This window comes from Planctomycetota bacterium, from assembly GCA_035384565.1.
In the GTDB taxonomy this organism is placed as follows: Bacteria; Planctomycetota; PUPC01; order DSUN01; family DSUN01; genus DAOOIT01.
Genome location: DAOOIT010000084.1, coordinates 1 through 20,861, shown reverse-complemented (window position 1 = coordinate 20,861; position 20,861 = coordinate 1). Strand labels below are relative to the sequence as shown.

Annotated in this window: 15 protein-coding genes and 1 tRNA gene; 7 read left to right on the top strand and 9 right to left on the bottom strand. The window is 67.9% G+C overall.

Annotated features, from left to right (window positions below):
• The 7 genes from carB to PLE19_21115 all read right to left on the bottom strand — a co-directional run.
• A partial coding sequence (carB, locus tag PLE19_21145; protein HPD17452.1) for a carbamoyl-phosphate synthase large subunit occupies positions 1–1,735 on the bottom strand: 1,735 nt, incomplete at its 3' end.
• An 87-nt stretch (positions 1,736–1,822) separates the two neighbouring features.
• On the bottom strand, positions 1,823–2,578 hold the full coding sequence (gene hisF / locus PLE19_21140; protein HPD17451.1) for an imidazole glycerol phosphate synthase subunit HisF: 756 nt from the start codon (positions 2,576–2,578) through the stop codon (positions 1,823–1,825).
• Positions 2,579–2,707: 129 nt separating this feature from the next.
• On the bottom strand, positions 2,708–3,322 hold the full coding sequence (gene hisH, locus PLE19_21135) for an imidazole glycerol phosphate synthase subunit HisH (GenBank protein ID HPD17450.1): 615 nt from the start codon (positions 3,320–3,322) through the stop codon (positions 2,708–2,710).
• A 110-nt stretch (positions 3,323–3,432) separates the two neighbouring features.
• A complete protein-coding gene (guaA, locus tag PLE19_21130) occupies positions 3,433–4,974 on the bottom strand; it encodes a glutamine-hydrolyzing GMP synthase (GenBank protein HPD17449.1) in 1,542 nt (513 codons plus the stop codon).
• A 78-nt stretch (positions 4,975–5,052) separates the two neighbouring features.
• Entirely contained in the window at positions 5,053–6,231 is a 1,179-nt protein-coding gene (gene carA / locus PLE19_21125) for a glutamine-hydrolyzing carbamoyl-phosphate synthase small subunit (GenBank protein HPD17448.1), read from the bottom strand.
• Between the two features lie 141 nt (positions 6,232–6,372).
• Positions 6,373–7,770: an amidophosphoribosyltransferase gene (gene purF / locus PLE19_21120; GenBank protein HPD17447.1), complete on the bottom strand. Its 1,398-nt coding sequence runs from the start codon at positions 7,768–7,770 to the stop codon at positions 6,373–6,375.
• Positions 7,767–8,807 (bottom strand): NrpR regulatory domain-containing protein, encoded by a 1,041-nt coding sequence (locus tag PLE19_21115; GenBank protein ID HPD17446.1) that lies wholly within the window; start codon positions 8,805–8,807, stop codon positions 7,767–7,769. The genes purF and PLE19_21115 overlap by 4 nt, the downstream gene beginning before the upstream one ends.
• 425 nt (positions 8,808–9,232) lie before the next feature.
• On the opposite strand from PLE19_21115, the gene PLE19_21110 reads away from it, so the two are divergent.
• The 7 genes from PLE19_21110 (at position 9,233) to PLE19_21080 (ending at position 16,868) form a co-directional block, all read left to right on the top strand.
• Positions 9,233–10,480: a Glu/Leu/Phe/Val dehydrogenase gene (locus PLE19_21110; GenBank protein ID HPD17445.1), complete on the top strand. Its 1,248-nt coding sequence runs from the start codon at positions 9,233–9,235 to the stop codon at positions 10,478–10,480.
• Positions 10,481–11,180: 700 nt separating this feature from the next.
• Positions 11,181–12,557 (top strand): ATP-binding protein, encoded by a 1,377-nt coding sequence (locus PLE19_21105; GenBank protein ID HPD17444.1) that lies wholly within the window; start codon positions 11,181–11,183, stop codon positions 12,555–12,557.
• A gap of 71 nt (positions 12,558–12,628) precedes the next feature.
• Complete coding sequence (locus tag PLE19_21100) at positions 12,629–13,669, top strand: WYL domain-containing protein (protein HPD17443.1); 1,041 nt, start codon at positions 12,629–12,631, stop codon at positions 13,667–13,669.
• Positions 13,670–13,693: 24 nt separating this feature from the next.
• Entirely contained in the window at positions 13,694–14,275 is a 582-nt protein-coding gene (locus tag PLE19_21095) for a hypothetical protein (protein ID HPD17442.1), read from the top strand.
• Between the two features lie 152 nt (positions 14,276–14,427).
• Complete coding sequence (locus tag PLE19_21090; protein ID HPD17441.1) at positions 14,428–14,880, top strand: hypothetical protein; 453 nt, start codon at positions 14,428–14,430, stop codon at positions 14,878–14,880.
• Between the two features lie 141 nt (positions 14,881–15,021).
• Entirely contained in the window at positions 15,022–15,300 is a 279-nt protein-coding gene (locus PLE19_21085; GenBank protein HPD17440.1) for a TM2 domain-containing protein, read from the top strand.
• Between the two features lie 680 nt (positions 15,301–15,980).
• Positions 15,981–16,868 (top strand): hypothetical protein, encoded by an 888-nt coding sequence (locus PLE19_21080; GenBank protein ID HPD17439.1) that lies wholly within the window; start codon positions 15,981–15,983, stop codon positions 16,866–16,868.
• A 13-nt stretch (positions 16,869–16,881) separates the two neighbouring features.
• Here the strand turns inward: PLE19_21080 and PLE19_21075 are convergent, their stop codons facing one another.
• Positions 16,882–19,494, bottom strand: coding sequence for a PEP/pyruvate-binding domain-containing protein (locus tag PLE19_21075; protein ID HPD17438.1), 2,613 nt, complete (start codon positions 19,492–19,494; stop codon positions 16,882–16,884).
• Between the two features lie 103 nt (positions 19,495–19,597).
• Positions 19,598–19,692: transfer RNA gene (locus tag PLE19_21070), tRNA-Ser, on the bottom strand.
• Positions 19,693–20,861 lie beyond the last annotated feature (1,169 nt).

The window sequence follows — 20,861 nt, the reverse complement described above, 5'->3', positions numbered from 1 at the left end:
CGTGGACGCAGCAGTAGTCGAACTCGATGCCCTGGCCGATGCGGTTGGGGCCGCTGCCGATGATGACGACCTTGGGGCGGTCGGTGGCGGGGCGCGCCTCATTCTCGGCGTCATAGGTCGAGTAGAAGTAGGGCGTGGCGGCGGCGAACTCGGCGGCGCAGGTGTCAATGAGCTTGATGGCTGGCACGATGCCCGCGGCGAGGCGGCGGCCGCGCACCTGCCGCTCGGGCGTCTTGCCCAGCATCTCGCCGATCCGGTGGTCGGAGAGGCCGACCTCCTTGGCCCGCCGCAGGAGGGGCGTTGGCACGCGCTCGAGAGAGCCGCAGGCCGCGACCTCGCGCTCGACCGACACGATCTCGCGGATGTGCTCGAGGAACCAGGGGTCAATCTGGGTGAGCCGCGCCACCTCGCCGACGCTCCAGCCGTCGCGCAGCGCGGCGAACACGTAGGCCAGGCGGTCGGCCGTGGGGGTGCGCAGGTTATGCTGCATGGCCACCGGGTCGTCGGCCCTCGCCGCGGCGAAACGCGCCTCGAGGCCGCGGATGGCCTTCATCAGGGCCTCTTTGAACGTGCGGCCGATGGCCATCGTCTCGCCCACCGACTTCATCGAGGTCGTCAGCGTCGGGTCGGCGGCCGGGAACTTCTCGAAGGCGAACCGCGGCACTTTCACGACCACGTAGTCAATCGTCGGCTCGAACGACGCGGGGGTCTCGCGCGTGATGTCGTTCGGCAACTCGTCCAGCGTGTAGCCCACGGCCAGCTTGGTGGCGATCTTGGCGATGGGGAAGCCGGTGGCCTTGCTGGCCAGGGCCGACGAGCGCGAGACCCGCGGGTTCATCTCGATGACCACCATGCGCCCCGTGTCGGGCTTGACGGCGAACTGGATGTTCGAGCCGCCCGTGTCCACCCCGATCTCGCGGATGATGGCGATGGAGGCGTCGCGCATCGCCTGGTACTCGCGGTCGGTGAGCGTCTGCGCGGGGGCCACGGTGATCGAGTCGCCCGTGTGCACGCCCATCGGGTCCAGGTTCTCGATGGAGCAGATGATGACCACGCAGTCGCGGTGGTCGCGCATCACCTCGAGTTCGAACTCCTTCCAGCCGAGGAGCGACTCCTCGATGAGCACTTCGCCGATGAGGCTGAGGGCGAGGCCGCGGGCGGCGATTTCGGCGAGTTCCTCGGGATGATAGGCCACGCCGCCGCCGGCGCCGCCGAGGGTGTAGCCGGGGCGGATGATGACGGGGTAGCCGATCTCCTGGGCGATGGCCTGGGCCTCGGGCAGGCTGCGCGCGATGCCGCTGCGCGCGCACTCCAGGCCGATGGCCGCCATAGCCGCTCGGAACTCCTGGCGCGACTCGGCCTTGCGGATGGCCGCGGGGCTGGCGCCGATGACCTCGACGCCGTACTTCTCGGGCACGCCGCGCTGGGCGAGCACCGAGGCCACGTTCAGCGCCGTCTGCCCGCCCAGCGTGGGAATGAGCGCGTCGGGGCGCTCCTGCGCGATGATCTGCTCCACCACGTCGGGCGTGATCGGCTCCACGTAGGTCGCGTCGGCCATCTCGGGGTCGGTCATGATCGTCGCGGGGTTCGAGTTCACCAGGACCACGCGATAGCCCTCCTCGCGGAGGGCTTTGCAGGCCTGGGAGCCCGAGTAGTCGAACTCGCAGGCCTGGCCGATCACGATCGGCCCGGCGCCGATGATCAGGATCTTCTTCAGGTCAGTGCGTTTGGGCAAGGGCAATCCCCGAAGGAGCTTCAAGCCACAAGCCGCAAGCGGCAAGCCTGAGACCAGGGGCTCTTGTCCTGAGCTTGTGGCTTGCAGCTACTCTCGCACATGGACACCGTGTTCCCGCAGGTACTCCTTGACCTGGGCAATGGAGTACTGGCCATAGTGGAAAATGGAGGCGGCCAGCGCCGCGTCGGCCCGGCCGTCGGTGAGCACGCGCCGCATGTCCTCGGGGCCGCCGGCTCCGCCCGAGGCGATGACAGGGATGGCCACGGCCTCGCTCACTCGGGCGGTCAGCTCGACATCGTAGCCGGCCGTGTGGCCGTCGGCGTCAATCGAAGTCAGCAGGATTTCGCCGGCGCCCAGCTCCTCGGCCTCGCGCACCCAGGCCAAGGCGTCGAGGCCAGTGGGCGTGTGGCCGGCATCCACATACACTTCCCAGCCCCGCCCTGTGCGCTTGGCGTCCACGGCCACGACGATGCACTGGGCGCCGAAGGCCTCGGCGCCCTCGCGGATGAGGTGCTTGTCGCGCACGGCGGCGGTGTTGATCGAGACCTTGTCGGCCCCGGCTTTGAGGAGCGCGCGGATGTCGTCGAGCCCGCGGATGCCGCCGCCGACGGTGAACGGGATGAAGACCTGCTCGGCCACGCGGCTGACCAGCTCGCGAATGGTCTTGCGGGCCTCGAGGGTCGCCGTGATGTCGAGGAACACCAGCTCGTCGGCCCCCGCGTCGCTGTAGGCCCGGCCGCACTCGACCGGGTCGCCCGCGTCGCGCAGGCTCACGAACGACCTGCCCTTCACCACGCGGCCGTTCTTCACGTCGAGGCAGGGGATGATGCGTTTGGCGACCATGACTTACTCGCGGCCCCTCCTGGTCCCGCAGGAGGATGAATGGATGGGTGGACGAATGGATGAATGACAGAAGGAACACACTCGCTCCCTCTTCCCTTCATCCAGCCATCCAATCATCCATTCATCCCCCTAGAGCTTCGCACACAACCCGCAGAAATTCTCCAGCATCCTCAGCCCCGTCGGCCCCGATTTCTCGGGGTGGAACTGGGTGGCGAACACGCTGCCCTGCCGCACGGCCGAGGCGTAGCGCACGCCGTACTGGGTCGAGCCGATGACGACGGCCGAATCGGCCGGCTGCGCGTAGTACGAATGGGCGAAGTAGAAGAACGTCTCGTCGCGAATGCCCTCGAAGAGCGGCGATGGGCGCTCCTGCCGCACCTGGTTCCAGCCCATGTGCGGCACCTTGAGGTCGCCGGCCTCGAAGCGCACGACTCTGCCGGGGATGATGCCCAGCCCCTCATGCTGGCCGTGCTCGGAGCTTTCGGCGAAGAGGAGTTGAAGCCCCAGGCAGATGCCGAGGAACGGCGTGCCCGAGGCGGCCACCTGCCGCAGCGGTTCGACCAGCCCCAGCGTGCCCAGGTTCTGCATGGCCCTCTGGAAGGCTCCGACGCCGGGGAAGATCACCCCGTCGGCCCCCAGAATGGCCGCGGCGTCGGAGGTGACGGCGGCCTCGACGCCGAGGCGGTCGCACGCGCTCTTCACGCTCTTCAGGTTGCCCAGGCCGTAGTCAACAATCGCTATCACGCTCAGGCCCCGCGGGTTGGGAAACGTGATGCGTGACGCGTGAGAGGAGAAGGCAAACACGGTCGCCCGCTCTTCGGCTTCCTCTTCTCACGTATCACGCATCACGGGCTTCACTCCCACTCAATCGTGCTCGGCGGCTTCGAGCTGATGTCGTAGAGCACGCGGTTCACGCCGTCCACCTCGTTGATGATGCGGGTGGAGAGCCAGGCCAGCAGGTCGTCGGGCAGGCGCGCCCAGTCGGCGGTCATGCCGTCGCGGCTCGTGACCACGCGAATGGCCACGGCGAAGTCGTACGTGCGCGCGTCGCCCATCACGCCCACCGACTTCACGGGCAGCAGCACGGCGAACGACTGCCAGATGGTGCCATAGTGCTCCCACTTGCGCATCTCGTCCTGCACGATGGCGTCGGCCTCGCGCAGGATTTTGAGGCCCGAGGGGGTGACCTCCCCCACGACGCGCACCGCCAGACCCGGGCCGGGAAAGGGCTGACGATGCAGGATGCCGCGGGGGAGGCCCAGTTCCTTGCCAAGCTCGCGCACCTCGTCCTTGAACAGCTCGCGCAGCGGCTCGATGAGGGTGAATTGGCTCCAGGCGGGCATGCCGCCGACGTTGTGGTGGCTCTTGATGCGGGCCGAGGGGCCGCCGAAGGCCGACTTGCTCTCGATGAGGTCGGGGAACAGCGTGCCCTGGGCCAGGAAGCGCGCGCCGCCGATCCGCTCGGCCTCCTCGGTGAACACGCGCACGAACTCGTCGCCGATGGCCAGGCGCTTCTCCTCGGGGTCGGTCACGCCGGCCAGACGTCGCAGGAACCGGGCGCTCGCGTCCACCGCGTCCACCTTCAGGCCGATGAGGTCGCGGGCCATCCGCACCACCTCCTCGGCCTCGCCGGCGCGCAGCAGCCCGTTGTCCACGAAGATGCACGTGAGTTGATCGCCGATGGCCCGGTGGATGAGCGTGGCCACCACCGTCGAGTCCACGCCGCCGCTCAGGCCGCACACCACACGGTCGGCGCCCACGCGCTGCTTGATGTCGGCCACGGCCTCCGTGATGAAGGAGGCCATGGTCCAGTCGCCGCGGCAGCCGCAGATGTCGAAGAGGAAGTTGTGGAGCATGCGGCCGCCCCGGGGCGTGTGGCTCACCTCGGGGTGGAACTGCACGGCGTAGATACGGCGGGCCGGGTCGGCGAAGGCGGCGACCTCGACCGTGGGCGTGCGCGCGGTGACCGTGGCGCCCGCGGGCAGCGCGACCACTCGGTCGCCGTGGCTCATCCACACTTTCTCCGTCGCCTCGCAGCCGGCAAAGAAACCGCCCGGCCGGAGCACCTCGATTGTGGCCGGGCCGTATTCGCCGGCGTGGCCGCCTTCGACGCGCCCCCCCGCCATCTGGGCCAGGAGCTGCATGCCATAGCAGATGCCCAACACGGGCGCGCCCAGCTCGAGCACGCCGGGATCGCACGCGGGCGCGCCCGGCGCCCACACGCTCGAGGGGCCGCCCGACAGGATGATGCCTTTGGGGCGCAGCGCGCGGATGCGCTCGAACGGCACGTTGCACGGCTCGAGGCGGCAGTAGACGTGGTGCTCGCGCACCCGCCGCGCGATGAGCTGGCTGTATTGGGAGCCGAAGTCGAGGATCAAGATCGTGTCGTGGCTCAATTCTTCCTCTCTCAGTTCCTTGCTTCGCCCAATGCCCAACCCGCAACAGGGTGGGCCGTAAGCTTCAAGGCTCCAGGCTCAGGGCGGCTGGCTTGTGGTTTGCAGCTTGCGGCTTGTGGTTTCCTTCTCCATCAAGTCCACAAACCGCTTGAACAGATGGCTCGCGTCGTGCGGGCCGGGCGATGCCTCGGGGTGGTACTGCACGGCGAAGAGCGGTAGTCGCCGGTGGCGGAAGCCCTCGAGGGTGCCGTCGTCGAGGTTCACGTGGGTCAGTTCCACCTCGTCCTGGGGCATCGAATCAATGTCCACGCAGAAGCCGTGGTTCTGGCTCGTGATGTCCACGCGGCCGGTGGCCAGTTCGCGGACGGGCTGATTGGCGCCGCGGTGACCGAACTTGAGCTTGAAGGTCCTGCCGCCGAGGGCGAGGCCGAGGAGCTGATGCCCCAGGCAGATGCCGAAGATAGGCGCCTTGCCCACGAGGCGTTGGACCTCCGGGATGATGCGCGTGAGGGCCGCGGGGTCGCCGGGGCCGTTGGAGAGCAGAATGCCGTCGGGGCGCAGGGCCAGCGCTTCGGCGGCCGGAGTGTAGGCGGGCACCACGGTGATGCGGCAGCCGCTGGCGGCGAGGAGACGCAGGATGTTGTGCTTGGCCCCGAAGTCGTAGGCGACCACATGGAAGCGCGGACTTGCGATTTCAGACTGACGCTCCGCACTCCGCACTCCACACTCCACACTCGCTGCCCCCCAGCCGTATGCCTCGTGGCACGTCACGCGTTCCACCATGTCGCGCCCCACGAGGCCGGGCCAGGCGCGGGCCATCGCGACCAGTTCCTCAACCGAGCGGCCCTCCGTCGAGATGGCGGCCTTCATGGCCCCCGCCGTGCGAATGTGCAGGGTGAGGGCGCGCGTGTCCACCCCCTCGATGCCGATGACGCCCTGGGCCGCCAGGTAGTCGGGGAGCGACTGGCGCGACCGCCAGTTGCTGGGGATGCGGCAGGCCTCTTTGACGACGAGCCCCTCGACCTGGATGCGGCCCGACTCGACGTCGTCGGGGTTCACCCCGTAGTTGCCGATCTGAGGATAGGTCATCGTGACGATCTGGCCGGCGTAGGAGGGGTCGGTGAGGATTTCCTGGTAGCCGGTCATGGAGGTGTTGAAGACCACCTCGCCGCAGCGCGTGCCGGGCGCGCCGAAGGAGCGGCCGGGGAAGAGGCGGCCGTCTTCGAGGGCAATCAGGGCTTCAGCGGCCTGGGTCATTCCTTGCGCTCTCTCTGTCCTTCGCATGGTCGGCAGTAGGCAGACAGCGGCCGGCAGCAAGAGCCTGTAAGCCGGGACGCTGCCACACTGCCTCGTGCCGGCTGCCTCGTGCCGGCTGCCTCCTGCCGACTGGTCTTCTCCTCATCGGCACTCCATGCCCAGCTTGTCCACCGCCTCGGTGATCTCGCAGGGGTAGTCGCCCGTGAAGCAGGCGGTGCAATAGTTTCCGGGCGGTTGGGAGATGGCTGAGAGGAGGCCCTCGACGCTGAGGTAGCCGAGGGTGTCGGCGCCCACGAAATCGCGAATCTGCGGCAGCGTGCGCCCGCTGGCGGCCAGTTCCTTGGACGTCGGAAAATCAATGCCGAAGTAGCAGGGATGGCCGATGGGCGGGCTGGAGATGCGCAGGTGAATCTCCTTGGCCCCCGCCTCGCGCAGCATGCCCAGCCGCGTGCGCGAGGTGGTGCCGCGCACGATCGAGTCGTCCACCACCACGACCCGCTTGCCGCGCACCACGTCGGCGATGGCGTTGAGCTTGATGCGCACGCCGAAGCCGCGGCGGCTCTCGGCGGGCTGGATGAACGTGCGGCCGACGTAGTGGTTGCGGATGTAGCCGTAGTCGAACGGGATGCCGCTGGCCCGGGCATAGCCGAGGGCGGCGGGGATGCCGGAGTCGGGCACGGCGGTGACAACGTCGGCCTCGACCGGGTGCTCGGCGGCGAGGCGCGCGCCCAGGCGCTGACGCACCAGGTGGCAGGTGTCGCCGAACACGCGGCTGTCGGGCCGGGCGAAGTAGACGTGCTCGAAGATGCAGTGGGCGACCTTGACCTGCTCGGGCGGCACGAAGCGGTGGCTCGTGAGGCCGCGCTCGTCCACGACGACCACCTCGCCCGGCTCGATGTCGCGGATGTAGCGCGCGCCCACGAGGTCGAAGGCGCAGGTTTCGCTGGCGACGACCGGCGAGCAGCGCACCTCGCCGAGCGAGAGGGGGCGGAAGCCGTGGCGGTCGCGCGCGATGATGAGTTGGTTCTTGGTCATCAGCAGCAGCGAGAAGGCGCCCTCGAGGTGCGCGAGGCAGTGCTCGAGGTGGTCGGGCCGGCCCAGGTGGTCCGGGTCGGCGAGCAGGTGGACAATGATCTCGCTGTCGGTCGAGGTCTGGAAGATGGAGCCGCGGCCCTCGTAGTATCGGCGCAGCGCACGGGCATTGGTCAGGGTGCCGTTGTGGGCCACGGCGATGAGGCCCTTGGAGTACTCGATGACGAGGGGCTGGACGTTCTGCGGCTTGGGCGAGCCGGTGGTGGAGTATCGCACGTGGCCGATGGCCATGTGGCCGAGCAGACGCTCGAGGTCGTCGGGCTTGACCACCTCGTCCAGGTGGCCCATGCCGCGCTTCGAGCGCATCTCGCGATCGTCGGAGACCGCGATGCCGGCGCTCTCCTCGCCGCGGTGCTGGAGCGAGTAGAGGCCGAGATAGGCCTGGCGCGCCGCGCCGTCGTAGCCGTAGATGCCGAAGATGCCGCAGGCCTCGCGCGCGTCGCTCACTGGGCGCCCTCCGCCAACGCCGGGGCCCGCGTGACGCGCGAGCCCAGCTCGGTGTACGGCACGAGCCTCTCGAACTCGAACATTCCCGTGAGCGCCTTGTTGCGGGTGGGGATGCCGCTCTCCTCAACCGCGGCCAACGGGTTCAGGCCCCCCACAACGATCAGGCCGGCGCGCCCCTCGTGCACGGGCACGTCGAGCAACGGGCGGCTGGGCTTGCCGATCGCCAGCACGCCGCCGAGGCCGGCCTGCGCCAGGCGGTCGGCGATCTTGCGCACCCGGGGCACGGCGACGGCGGGAATCTCCCGAAAGCTGGCGCCGATGAGCCCGCGGCCCGTGCGCGCAGCCTCGCGCACCCGCGTCATGTGCCCGCTGATGAAGATCTCGAGCGGGTCGAGGCTCGAGCCCTCGTAGTAGATCATCTCGGTGAAGCGCACCGGCTGGCCGTCGGCCACCTCGAGCAGGCCGCCGAAGCGCGACACCGTGGGCACCCCCGCCGCCAGGAGAACGCCGTTGACGGTGACGCTGCACACGGTGCCCACGGCGCACGAGTCGTCGGGCACGCGGAACCGCCCGATCATCTCCCCCGGCCCCGCGAGCACCACGCAGCGGCCCATGCTCAGCCCGGCCTCGAACACGGCCGCCATCTCGTGCGCCGCCTCCTCCATGCGCGAGGCGGGCACCGTGGACACGTTGAGGATGACCGTGCCGCGGGCACGACGCAGTTGGAAGGTCATCTGGTAGGCCAGTTCGTCCACCTTCGCCGCAACCAGGCCCACCTTCTCCACCACGAAGGAGTTGGCCAGCTCCTGCTCGCCGACCGGGGTGATCTCGCGGCCCCTCTTCCCGCAACTCCGCGTCAGGCCCGCGTTGTCCATCATCGCCAGATAGTACCGCACCGTGCGCTGGCTCATGTCGGTGCCCAGAGCCTCGAGGTCGCGCGCCAGGCGGCTCGCGCCCAGCGGCTTGCGCGCCTGCTGCAACGCCCGCAGGATGCTGACCACCCGCTTCCGCGCCTTCGGGTCCTGCTTCCAGTCCATCAGCATGCTCCTCGAGTCGCCCCTGGGCTCACCATCGAAGGATACAGAAACGGCCGACAAGAGTCAACCCAAAATCGGCAATATTGCCGTTTAATTTGCGGCGCCTACGGCTGCACCACGGGCCGGGGGTTGTGTGGCCGATGTCATGGCACCACTGAGCAGGCACAGGCGGCTCCTGGCCATAAACGGCAATAATGCCGGTTTTCGGATGCTTTCTGGCGGCGACTTTGCTCCTCTTGTGCGGTTCCGCCAAGCGGCGGCCAGGGGAAAGCATGATAGAGGGCCTCGGCAGATTCTGCTTGACTTTTTCGGCAGGTCGGCCTATAATACGGCAACGCTTGCCGCATTGGCGCGGCACGGGCTTTCCCCGCAAGCCTGCACGCGGGGCGGCGTTTGGGCTCATTTCCAGAAAGGACCCTGGCTTCATGAGCACCACGAACCCGTTCGCCATCGCCCAGCAGCAGTTCGACGAGGCCGCCGATCTGCTGGGGCTCGAGCCGGCCATGCGCGCCTTCCTGCGCGTCCCCATGCGCGAGCTCCACGTCAGCCTCCCCGTCAAGATGGACGATGGCTCGGTGAAGGTCTTCCAAGGCTTCCGTGTGCAGTACAACGACTCTCGCGGACCGACCAAGGGCGGCATCCGGTTCCACCCTGACGAGACGATTGACACCGTGCGCGCCCTGGCGGCCTGGATGACCTGGAAGTGCTCGGTGGTGGACATTCCGCTCGGCGGCGGCAAGGGCGGCGTCATCTGCAACCCCAAGGAGATGTCCACCACGGAGCTCGAGCGCCTCAGCCGCGCCTACGTGGAGGCCGTCGGCCGCATCCTGGGCCCCGAGAAGGACGTTCCCGCCCCCGACGTCTACACCACTCCGCAGATCATGGCCTGGATGATGGACGAGTACTCCAAGCTCATCGGCCACAACGCCTTCGGCGTCATCACCGGCAAGCCCCTGGCCCTGGGCGGTTCGGCCGGCCGCGGCGACGCCACGGCCCGCGGCGGCTGGTACTGCGTGCGCGAGGCCGCCAAGGAGTTGGGCATTGACCTCGCCAAGGCCACCGTCGCCATCCAGGGCTACGGCAACGCGGGCTCCTTCGCCGCCATCCTGGGCAAGGAGCTCTTCGGCGCCAAGATCGTCGCCATCAGCGACACCCGGGGCGGCATCCTCAACCCCAAGGGCATTGACCCCCGCGCCGCCCTCGAACACAAGAACAGAACCGGCTCCGTCGCGGGCCTCCCGGGCACCCAAGCCATCACGAACGAGGAGATTCTGGAGCTGGACGTCGACATCCTCTGGCCCTCGGCCATCGAGAACGTCATCACCGGCAGGAACGCCGGCCGCGTCAAGGCCAAGATCGTGGCCGAGGCGGCCAACGGCCCCACCACGCCCGAGGCCGACAAGATTCTCTACATGAAGGGCGTGCACGTCATCCCCGACTTCCTGTGCAATGCCGGCGGCGTCACCGTGAGCTACTTCGAAATGGTCCAGAACTTCAACCACTACTACTGGCCCGAGAAGCAGGTTCACGAGATGCTCGACGCCAAGATGACCGACGCCTATCACGCCGTCCTCACCACCTCCAAGCGGCACAACGCCCACATGCGCCTCGCGGCCTACGCCGTCGCCGTCCAGCGCGTCGCCGAGGCCGTCCGCCTCCGCGGCTGGGTTTGAGCCATCGCGACAGGCTGATGTCCAACCCAAGAACGCTGGTGCCCGACCCTCGGGCACCAGCGTTTCTCATGCCTGGCAGCGCCCACACGTGCCCCCCTCCCCCCGCGCGTGGCCCCGCCTTCCGGCGGCCATACATGGCATGAGAGGTCCGTAGGGGCGGGCCCCTGTGCCCGCCCAAGATGGCGCGACGGCCTCCGGACAGGGGGCAGGCACGGGGGCCTGCCCCTACAGCTCGTCCGGCCACACCGCGACAGACGAAAGGAATGCGTGAGCCTGTCGGAGTGCCGCGTGTAGCGCCGCTTTGGGTGGCGCGGGCGCAGGCATTTCCTCTCGTCCCTACGCTCTGCGTGGGGACGATGCTGCCGCCGCTCCGCAGCGAGGAATGGACGCGGAGCGTAGGGACGAGAGAAGGGAATGGCCCATCGTCGCGAAGTTCCGGCTTCACGACGCACAGGCCGAAGCTCCTGCTTCGACGGGATCGCGACGGGAGCCGCGTGATGCGCGCTGCGAAGCGGGAGCTTCGCAACGAGAAAGAAGAGCGTGGCCGGTCCAATCAGCGCGGCCTCAAGGGCCACGACGTGGAGGGCGGCCGCGGTCCAACGCTGGCCGGCGAACTTCGCGCTGCGGACACCTTCTGTCCACAGTCGCCTGGTACAATTCCCTGCGCGGTGAGCGTCCCATCCTCACGGAGATGATCGCCATGCCACTTCGCAGGTCGAGCCCCCGAACAGGCGCAGCACAGAGGTCCGAGGCCGATCTCCGCAACGAACCTGTCTGTCTCCTCCCCGCCTGGGCATTCGAGAAGCTACTTGCCCGAGCCTGGAGCGCGCGCAAGGAGCAGGGCGGCACAGTCCTTGAGGCTGCCTTCCCCCCTGGGACACCGCTCGTCCACATCTGGGCTGGCTTCCCGCGCTACAAACACCTCATCGCCCAGGAGACACTGGCCCGCGCCTTCGCTGGCTGGAACTGCCGCGTCCTCGGCCAGGACGGCGCTGATGGCATTCCGCCGCCCAGGTACTGTCACATCGAGGCCAGCCCCACCGAGAAGCGCGTCGCCTACGACACTGCTTGCCTCGCCTTCTCTCACCCGGACGGCCACGAGATCGCCGCCTACATCACCGTCGACATGCCCGAGCGCGAGGATCGCACCAAGAGCATCCTCCAGCTCACCGCGCCCACCGCGGCCCAGGACATCGCGTTCAAGATGATGGAGGAGATCGAGGCGCAGGTCTTGCGTGACAGATCCCTGAAAGGCCACAGGCTCGACGCCTTTGGCGGCTTCATCCGCCAGGAGCACGCCTACTCCTGGGACTGCGTCTTCGCCGACCCGAAGCTGCTCGGGATCATCCGCCGCAACACCCAGGGCTTTCTTGACAAGCTCGACCTCTACCGCGAGTTCAAGCTTCCCACCCGTCGCGGGGTCCTCCTCCACGGCAGGCCCGGCACGGGGAAGACCCTCATCGGCAAGGTCCTCTGCAGCCAGCTCCAACACACCTTCATCTGGGTGCGGCCCGGCCAGGGGGTGAGTTCCCCGTTCAACCCCAGCGGCATCAGCAGCGTGTTCGACATGGCCCGCGACCTCAGCCCGACGCTTATCTTCTTCGAGGACTTGGACCTTGCCGCCCCAAGGAGATCGAGGCAGGCAACCTTCGAGAGCATCATGCTCGGCGAACTGATGAACCAGCTCGACGGCCTCAGGGAGAACGAGGGCATCGTGGTGGTCGCGACGACCAATGACCTGGAGGCCATCGAGCCTGCCCTCAGGGACCGGCCCAGCCGCTTCGACTGTGTCATCGAGGTGCCCGAGATCACCGACGACATCCGGCGCCGCTACCTGCGAGCATTCCTCTCCGCGAGAGGAATCAATGGCGCCTTCTACGATGAGATTGACCAGGAGACCACGTCCTGCCGCACCATCGCGGAAGTCCAGGAGCAGACCATCCGCTGCCTTCAGCGGGCCATCGAGAACGGCCTCGACCCCAGCGCCGTGGTGTCGCCCGTCGAGCTTCCTGTGCTCGATCAGCCCACGTCCCCTGATGTCCCCGGCCCTATCGGGTTCCGGCCGGGCCAGAACTGAGCCCCAGAAGCTATGGAGCGTCAGGGCAGCAAGAGCGGACTCGCTTGATCGCCGTCCGACGGAGCCATACAATGTGCGTGCTTGAGCCGAACGTAGGGGGTCATCTCTTGCCTGCCTACTCCAAGTACCGCTCGCACTTCCACCACATCCTCCTCATTGACCAGCAGATCCGTCGTGGCGGCTTCCCAAGCTCCAAGTCCATCGCTCGCGAGCTGGAGCTGAGCGACCGCACCATCCGACGGAACATCGAATTCATGAGGGACGCCCTCGGTGCGCCCATCGAGTATGACCCCGCCCGCAGAGGCTACCATTACGCCGAGCCAAGCTGGTCTCTTCCAGGCATTCACCTCACGGAAGGTGAGCTTCTGGGTCTTGTCGTTGTCCAGATGGCCGTCAGCGCCTACAAGGGCACGCCGCTGGAGGGCTATCTCAAGGGCGTTGTGGACAAGCTCGTCGCCCGGCTGCCCGAGGAGATCTCGGTTGACCCGCGCGGGCTGGCCGACAGCTTTCGAATCACCCTTGGCCCGGTGGCGCCGATCAACCCAGAGCACTGGGAGTTACTGGCACGTGCAATCCGCGAGAAGCGCACCGTCCGAATGACCTACTACGCGGTTGGCAGGGACAAGACGACCGACCGCGACGTAGACCCCTATCTTCTCCGCTGCTACCGCGGGGACTGGTATCTCGTTGCTCACGACCACGTGAGCGGCTACGTTCCCATCTTCAGCCTTGCCCGCATTCGGGCATTGAGGCCGCTGGACGAGCATTTCGTTGTCCGAGACGATTTCCGCCCCGACGAGTACCTCGGCGGCATCTTCCAGACCGTAGAGACGAGCGAACGCCACAAGGTCCGAATCCAGTTCTTCGACATCGCCGCCCGGCTCATCGCCGAGCGCGTCTGGCATCCGACTCAGAAGCTGACGCATAGAAAGGATGGCAGCGTCATCTTGGAGATGACCATCGCTAATCTCGATGAGGTCGCGTGGTGGGTGTTGAGCTGGGGGAGCCGGGCGAGAGTGTTGGTGCCCCCAAGTCTACGGTCTCTTCTCGCGGACGAAGCCGTGGGGATCGCGGAGCAGTGCGCGTGCGGCGCACAACATGGCCATGATTGAGCGAGACACAGGAGACGCCTGAATATGGACATCTACCAGCAGTTGAAAGGTGTGGTCGGCCAGGAATTGGGGAAGCTCTACCTGACGAAGGTACGGGGCCTCGAGATCATCGCTGAGGAGGTCACTGTCCCCGGCCTGGAGAGCCGACAGGCGAAACTCGACGCGGTCGTTCGGGAAGGCGAGACTTACAGGCCAGTCGAGATGAAGTTGCAGAGGGCCGACCTGCCGTCATTCGGGGTCGCCTTCAATCACGTCGTCACGAACCTCGCCGAGGGCGCTCAAGTATCTGCGCGGCCCAGCGAGAATCAGGAAGTGCTACTGACAAGGCCCATCCTTCTCTTGTGGTGGCCACCAGCGCGGTCTGTCGTGAACGACGCGGCCACGATGGATATGTACAGGCGCGCGCAAGTCGAGGCGGTCCAGTTTGGTGCGGCCCTGGCTGACCTGGGGCAGGTTCTCGGGGCGCCAGACGCCGCCCGCAGGCAAATCGCCACCGCCATCGGGCAACTCACTACCACCTTCTTGGAGACGCACCCGCTTGTTCTCGACGGTACCGTGGCCAGGAGGTGGGATTCCTTCCTTGCCGCGCTGTATCAGCAGCAATGAGTGTTCCTCCATGGCGCGTCGCCCAGCCACCCGTACGGGACACTGCTTGGGCACGAGGTAAAGGAGAGAGAGGCATGTCCTACCCATCCGAATCAGTGCTAGAGTGGTGCCGACGCATACGCCTACCCTTGGATGCGCCAAGGCAGTGCAAGGTGGGCAGCTTCGACGGACTCTGCCAGCACGACTGGAACGTGGTCTTGCAGCGAGAGCCTCTGGGAAGCCAGGCTGAGTTCGCTGGCGCCCTGTTCTGGGCAGTCTGGATCGATCAGGTGATGTGGCACGTTCTCGTTGAGGGTAAGGTGAAAGGGTGCGACGCGAACCGCGGTCTTTACGAGGAGTTCATCAGGCGCTATCCCTTCCCAAAGTTGTACTCCTCGACCTACGACGGCCATGCGCGCCCACCGTACTTCATCCAGGAGAACCGCGAGTATCGAACTCCAGACTCGGAACTCCTGCTGGCACTGAAGGGTACCTTCTGGGGCGAGGTGGCCTCTTGGCTCGAAAGCATAGAGAGGTCCGATGTCAGGGACGCAGCCGTTGCCGCGTTCAAGGAGGACCTCCGCAGCCAGTTCCGGCAGGAGCTTGCCTTCCTCTTCGACGAGTAGGGAGTGCGACCACGCAATCCGTACTGGGGCGGGTGGACACCTTCTGTCCGCGGGGATGTGGCACTATGCAGGTGCAGCGTGCTCGATAGCCCTGCCGCCGGACTGGCATCGGCGTCGCAAACCGTGGTCAGGAGGAAGGCCGTGAGGCGATCCTATCTGGTAGCGCTTCTTCTCTGGATGCTCTTCGGCATCTTCGGGGCGCACCGCTTCTATTGTGGGAAGCATGGCTCGGGAGTGTTGTACCTGCTGACGGCAGGCGTTTTCGGAGTCGGGTGGATGGTGGATTTCCTCGCTTTGCCCCTCCTGGTGGCGGATGCGAACAGGGAGGAGCCCGATCCCTGCCTGGTCCTGGTGCACCAGGCCGTCGGGGTCGTAGCCGTTTGTCATCTGATTCAGGGCGATGACAACACCCGGCCGTGAGCCCACCAGCGGCTCGGGCAGCGGTTCGGACGGCTCCTCTCGTCCCTACGCTCTGCATGGGGATGACGCCTCCGCCGCTCCGCGGCGAGGAATGGACGCGGAGCGTCCCGCGTTGCCTCCCCACGCAGGGCGCAGGGACGAGAGGGCCGTCGCATGCGCTGGGGCGCACGGGCCGCATGCAGCCACCTCAAGAGAAGACCGCCTGAAGGCGGAACTACATGCCAGGGACCTCATCAGAGTGGGGGCAGCCCACACTGGCCACTCCCGCAGCAGGTGGTTCCGCTTTGAGGCGGCCTTCCCGGCGCGCCGCGCCCGAGTGCCCGGTTGCCCGCCGTTCCATCCGCGGCATCTGCGTGATCCGCGGTTACAGGCCCTCCTGACTCCTTGGCTACATTCCCAGCAACCTTCGCGCCAGGGTGGACATCGGGGACACTGTGGACGCTCCCAGCCAGCCCGCCATGGCCTCTCGTCCACCGAGTCCGCCATGTCCACAGTGTCCACCTGCTGCCCGCGCGCGGGGCGCGGAGGCCCCGCCCAGAGCGCGAGGACCCGGTCGGTCGGCGGCGGTGTGTGAGCCTTGGGGTCTGCAGCCGGCTTGACGCCACGGCCGGCGGCCGCTATCATCGCGCGCGGTGGCGCGAAGGGTCCGCCCCGTGGGAGGCCGGCTTGGGAGACGCGCGATGCTGTGGCAGGGAACAGGCGGGGCGCTGCGCGAGAAGTTCCGCGCGGCCAGTCGGGCGCTCGCGGCGACGTTCCAGGCGCATCTCGCCGGCGGGCGCCACACCTATGAGAAGGGCCTGCGGCACGAGCAGGTGCTGATTGACTTTCTGGCGGCCCACCTGCCGCCGCGCTATGGGGTGAGCCGGGGCGAGGTGGTGGACTCGAAGGGCGCGATCGCGCGGCAGGCCGATGTGGTGATCTACGACGCGCACCACGCGCCGCTGCTCCAGGAGTCGGGGGCCTCGCGGGTGTTCGCGGCCGAGAGCGTGTACGCGGTGATCGAGATGAAGCCGAACCTGAACCGCACGTCGCTGGCCGACGCCGTAGGGGCGGTGCGCTCGGCCAAGGCGCTCGACCGTTCGGCCGTGGTGGCCAGCCATCTGGGGCACCGGCGCCTCCACGGCCCCGCCGAGAATCCCCCCTTGTTCGGCGCCGTCTTCTCGCTCCACACGACGAGCGTCGAGAAGTGCATCGTGCCCGGGCTGGCCCTGCTGGACCGGCGCGTGCCCCGCGCACACCGGGTGGACGCGGTGTGCGTGCTGGGCGAGGCCCTGGTGTACCACTTCGCCGAGGGGCCAGGCCGCGACGGGCAGCCGACCTGGTGCCCCACGATCCAGACGCAGGACTCGCGCCTGGGCTACTACGCGTCGAAGGACGACACGCTGTTCCTCTTCTACCTGTTTCTGCTGTACCAGTTGGGGGCTCGGGAGTTGCACCCGCCCGACCTGTTGCGCTATGTGGCGCGCGAGCGCATGCCGCGGCTGCGCGTGTACCAGGGCGACCGCGTGCCACCGCGGCCGAAGCCCGCGAGCAAGGGCCGAGCGGGCCCTTCGCCCGACAAGGCCTGAGCCGCCGCCCCTCTCACCCAAGGTAGCAGATGGCCTGGCGGGTCTCGGCGTTGGCCACCACACGCGCCAGCGCCCCGCCCGCGGCCGTCGCCACGTCAATCACCCGCACCAGCGAGGCGTAGGCCGCGGCCCCGGGCAGCAGCTCGGGCAGGATGTTCGCCGCCCGCGCGAAGAACGCGGCGTTGAACTGCGCAGCGGGGTCGTTGGGGTACACGGCCATGTAGATGACCTGGTCCTCGACGAGGTCCTGGAAGAAGTGGGTGCCGTAGGACACCTCGGGCACGTGGCCTGCCTCTTCGCAGGCCAGCTCGACAAGGGCCGCCGCGTGGTCAATGTCGGCGTAGCCCACGTTGACGCCGAGCTCGATGTTGCTGCTGCCCCAGCGCCCGGGGCCCATCAGGAGCACCTCGCCCTCGGCGAGGCGGGGGTGGCTGTTGATGCGGCCGATGAGACGGCCCAGGGCGCGCTTGGTGTCGAGGTCGGCCGCGGCATAGCGCTGCGGGTCCACGTGGACGATGTGGCGGATGCCGCGCACGACGCCGCCGCTCATGAGCCGGTCGGTGCGGAAGAGCACGCGCTCGGGGGGCAGGGCCTCGGGCACTTCCTCGGCGGCCGCGGCGCCGGGCACGACCATGGGGCGGCACTGGAGCAGGTTCACGCGCACGTGGTTGCCGGAGGCCACGGAGGCGGTGAACTCGGTGTCCACGGGGCCGCCGTAGACGCGCTCGAGGATGGCGAGGATTTCGCCGATGACCTTGACGAAGTCGGTGTGGGCGATGAGCTTGTTGAACGTGAGCACGAGGTCGGCCGGGGCCGCCTCGACGAGGGTGCCCACCGTGTCGTAGGTGTGGCCGCCGCTGAGCAGGGAGACGTAGAGGTGCAGGTGGGGGTAGTCGGGGCGCGACAACACGTCGGCCAGGCGCAGGGTGACGAGGGCATTGGCCGAGAGGTCCAGCACGTCCACATTGTGCTGGGAGTACTTCACCACGCGGGCGCCCACCTCGGGCCGCAGCGTGGGGTGGCTGACGGCGATCATCCGCGGGTAGTCGCCGCCCACGCGGTCCACGGCGCGGGTGCCGAGGCCGAAGACGAGGCGGATGAGGCCGCGCCGGGGGTCAATGCGCTCGTTCCAGGCGTAGAGGTTGCGCGAGAAGGCCACGCCGGCCAGGCTGGGGAAGAAGAAGCGGCCGTAGGGCATGCCCGAGACGCGCTGGACGAGGATGGCCATCTGCTCGTCGCGGTCGCCCAGGCCGCGCTTGCGGCGATACGACAGGGCGTCGGGGTTGAGGGCGCTGGCGTAGACGAGTTTCACGGCGCGCAGGAAGGCGGCGAGGCGCTGGTCGGGGTCGCCCTGGTTGGGGCAGTACTCGCTGCGGTACTTGCCGGCGAAGGCGTTGCCGAAGCTGTCCTCGAGCAGGCTGCTCGAGCGGACGATGATGGGCGCCTGGCCGAAGTAGTCGAGCATCTCGCGGAACTGCTCCATCGTGCGCGCGGGGAAGGTGCCGGCGAGGAAGCGCTGCTCGACCTCCTCGAACTCGGCGGCCGTGGTGCGCGCGTTGCTGGAGAGCTTCAACCGCAGGCGGAAGAGGTTGTTGTTCACCAGGAAGGTGAAGAAGACGTCCGAGCCGATGTAGAAGGAGTCGTGGGGCTCCAGCACCTGGGCGAAATCCACGTCGCCCTTCTCGCGCAGCAGGATGCGGCGGGCGAGGATCATGCCGGCCGCCTTGCCGCCGATGCGGCCCGAGCCGATCATGCGGCTGCGCACGTCGAACAGGTCGCTCACCGTGAGGTAGCGGTCGGCCAGGCGGTTGAACTCGGGGTGGTTGCCGATCATCATGCGGCACAGTTCCTGGCGCAGGGCGGCCACCTCGGGGGCCGACTCGTCCACCGCCGGCGCCTGCTCGCAGTACTCCACAAGCTGGCGGTACACGCTATCCCACGGGGCGATCAAGCCGCTCTGGGCGCCCAGCGGCTCGCGGCGGGCCGTGCTCAGCACCGTGGCGGCTTCGCCGCTCTGGAACACCGGCACCCACGCCGTGGGCGTGACCAGGTGGGGCAGGAACATGCGCGGCGAGTACCGGTCCCACACCTTCAGCGGGTGCACGTACATCGCGTCCTTCGCGTGGTACACCTCGAGGAGGAGCTGCGTGGTGTCGCGGATGCGCGCGATGGCGCTGTTCTTGTGCCGTCCGCGCAGCAGGGCGAAGTAGGTCACCGTGTCCAGCTCGAAGAGGAAGGGGCAGGTCACCTGGAAGAAGTTGGCGAGCTGCTCGTCGGTGGCCCACTCCTCCACCAGGCTCGAGAGGTTGTCGAAGACATAGAAGACGCCGCGGCCGCGCTCCTCGATGATGCGGTGCACCTTGGCGCTGAAGGCGTCGAAGCCCACGGAGGGGTCCACCTCCACCGTCTCGAGCCCCGGGCGCGGCGCGAGCACGGGCGGGTGCGGAGCGAAGCGCACGTAGACGAGCCGGCAGCCCACCGCCAGCGCGTGCTGGGCGAAGGGCGCGACGAAGTAGAGGTAGTCCGACAGATCGTCCACCTGCCAGACCACGTTGTCGCCCAGCCGAAGGCCTTGGACGGCCTCATCCAGCGACGGGATACCGCTGCTCAGACACTCGATGGCCATGGAAGGAACCGCCTCTTGACGTTGGGCGCTCGCGCTGTCGCCGGGGGCCGGCGGGAATGCGCGGGGCGATGAAGCCGGGCGGCTCCATCGCCCCGTGTGTTGCTGGCGGAGAGGGAGGGATTCGAACCCTCGGTAGCGGCTTAATACCACTACAACGGATTAGCAATCCGTCGCTTTAGACCACTCAGCCACCTCTCCGGACTCGTGGCCGTCTTCGCTGAGTCGTACCATGCTGTGCCGTCCTCACTGGATACTACCACGCCGCCGCCCCGATTGTCAAGATCGGGGTCGTGCTCGGTGCGGGCCGGAAGCGTAGGCGGCTTCCCTTGCGGGAATCCCCGGAACAGGGGAAAGCCCGGGGCGAAGGTAGCCGCGAACGTCCCGCTTGCGCCTTTTTCTATCCGTTCGACAAGCGGGACGCTTGTCGCCACGACAATCCGCAATGGAGGTTGCCTACAGAAATGGCCCACCCTCGTCGTGCTCGGTCGTGCCGGCCTGGGGCGTCGGGAGCACTTTGCGCGCTGGCGAATCGGCGCACGATGTGGGTGACTCCGGAGCCAAGGGCCGCAGCCCCGCCAGGGCCGCCACCCGCTCGGCAAGCCCGGCGTGGGCGTGGTGCCCCGATGCACCTCTGCCGTTTGGCAACTTGCGGCCTTGCCTGAGCGTCCCATCTCCCGCGGCACGCGTGTTGAGCCGCGCACCGGAGACGGCAGGGATGCGTCGCCAAGCCGTCGGTGAGGAACCTCCCGCGGGCTCCAGACCCGCGGGAGGTTGAGGCGAGGCCACCATTCCCTCTCCCGAGGGGTCCAATGCCTGCCGGCTCACAGAAGAAGGAGTTGACCGCGCTCCCCTTCAGACCGCATGGGAACACGCGGGAGGGGGCAGCTTGCTGGTCGCTCGCCGCAGCGGTCGGCGCTGCTGGCGGAGGTCCGACTTGGCGTCGCCGCCGCCTCAGCGGCGGTCTGGGGTATGGTGCCGGCACCCCCGAGCCCGCGGCGAATTGTCGCGCTTTCGCGCGGAAGCGCGACGGTCCAGCGCCCTGGCCGGAACTGCCCCGCACAGCTGCCGAGCCGCCCGGATCGCCAAAGCGCCATACTTGCTCAAACTAGAGGGGGAGGAAATTGAGCAAGTATGGGTGGAAAGGCCGTAGAGCTGCCCGGATCGCCAAAGCGCCATACTTGCTCATCTCTGGGCGGCGGCAGGGCTGAGCGAGTATGGCGGCGCCGTGTCTGAGCTCCAAGACACTGGCAACAAGTGGTGGCGCGGGCGCCAGGCTCAGGGGCCATGCCCGACGAGACGATTGCCTCCGGCCCCGGGTGTGGGCCGGAATTGTAGGTGGCTGCGGGAGCTCCGAAGGAGCGAAATAG

What these genes read in the sequence shown, in the direction of transcription:
- PLE19_21115 (HPD17446.1), bottom strand. Translation starts at nt 8,807, where the DNA reads ATGGACTGGAAGCAGGACCCGAAGGCGCGGAAGCGGGTGGTCAGCATC.
- PLE19_21095 (HPD17442.1), top strand. Translation starts at nt 13,694, where the DNA reads ATGGACATCTACCAGCAGTTGAAAGGTGTGGTCGGCCAGGAATTGGGG.
- PLE19_21105 (HPD17444.1), top strand. Translation starts at nt 11,181, where the DNA reads ATGCCACTTCGCAGGTCGAGCCCCCGAACAGGCGCAGCACAGAGGTCC.
- PLE19_21110 (HPD17445.1), top strand. Translation starts at nt 9,233, where the DNA reads ATGAGCACCACGAACCCGTTCGCCATCGCCCAGCAGCAGTTCGACGAG.
- hisF (HPD17451.1), bottom strand. Translation starts at nt 2,578, where the DNA reads ATGGTCGCCAAACGCATCATCCCCTGCCTCGACGTGAAGAACGGCCGC.
- PLE19_21080 (HPD17439.1), top strand. Translation starts at nt 15,981, where the DNA reads ATGCTGTGGCAGGGAACAGGCGGGGCGCTGCGCGAGAAGTTCCGCGCG.
- PLE19_21100 (HPD17443.1), top strand. Translation starts at nt 12,629, where the DNA reads ATGTGCGTGCTTGAGCCGAACGTAGGGGGTCATCTCTTGCCTGCCTAC.
- carA (HPD17448.1), bottom strand. Translation starts at nt 6,231, where the DNA reads ATGACCCAGGCCGCTGAAGCCCTGATTGCCCTCGAAGACGGCCGCCTC.
- PLE19_21075 (HPD17438.1), bottom strand. Translation starts at nt 19,494, where the DNA reads ATGGCCATCGAGTGTCTGAGCAGCGGTATCCCGTCGCTGGATGAGGCC.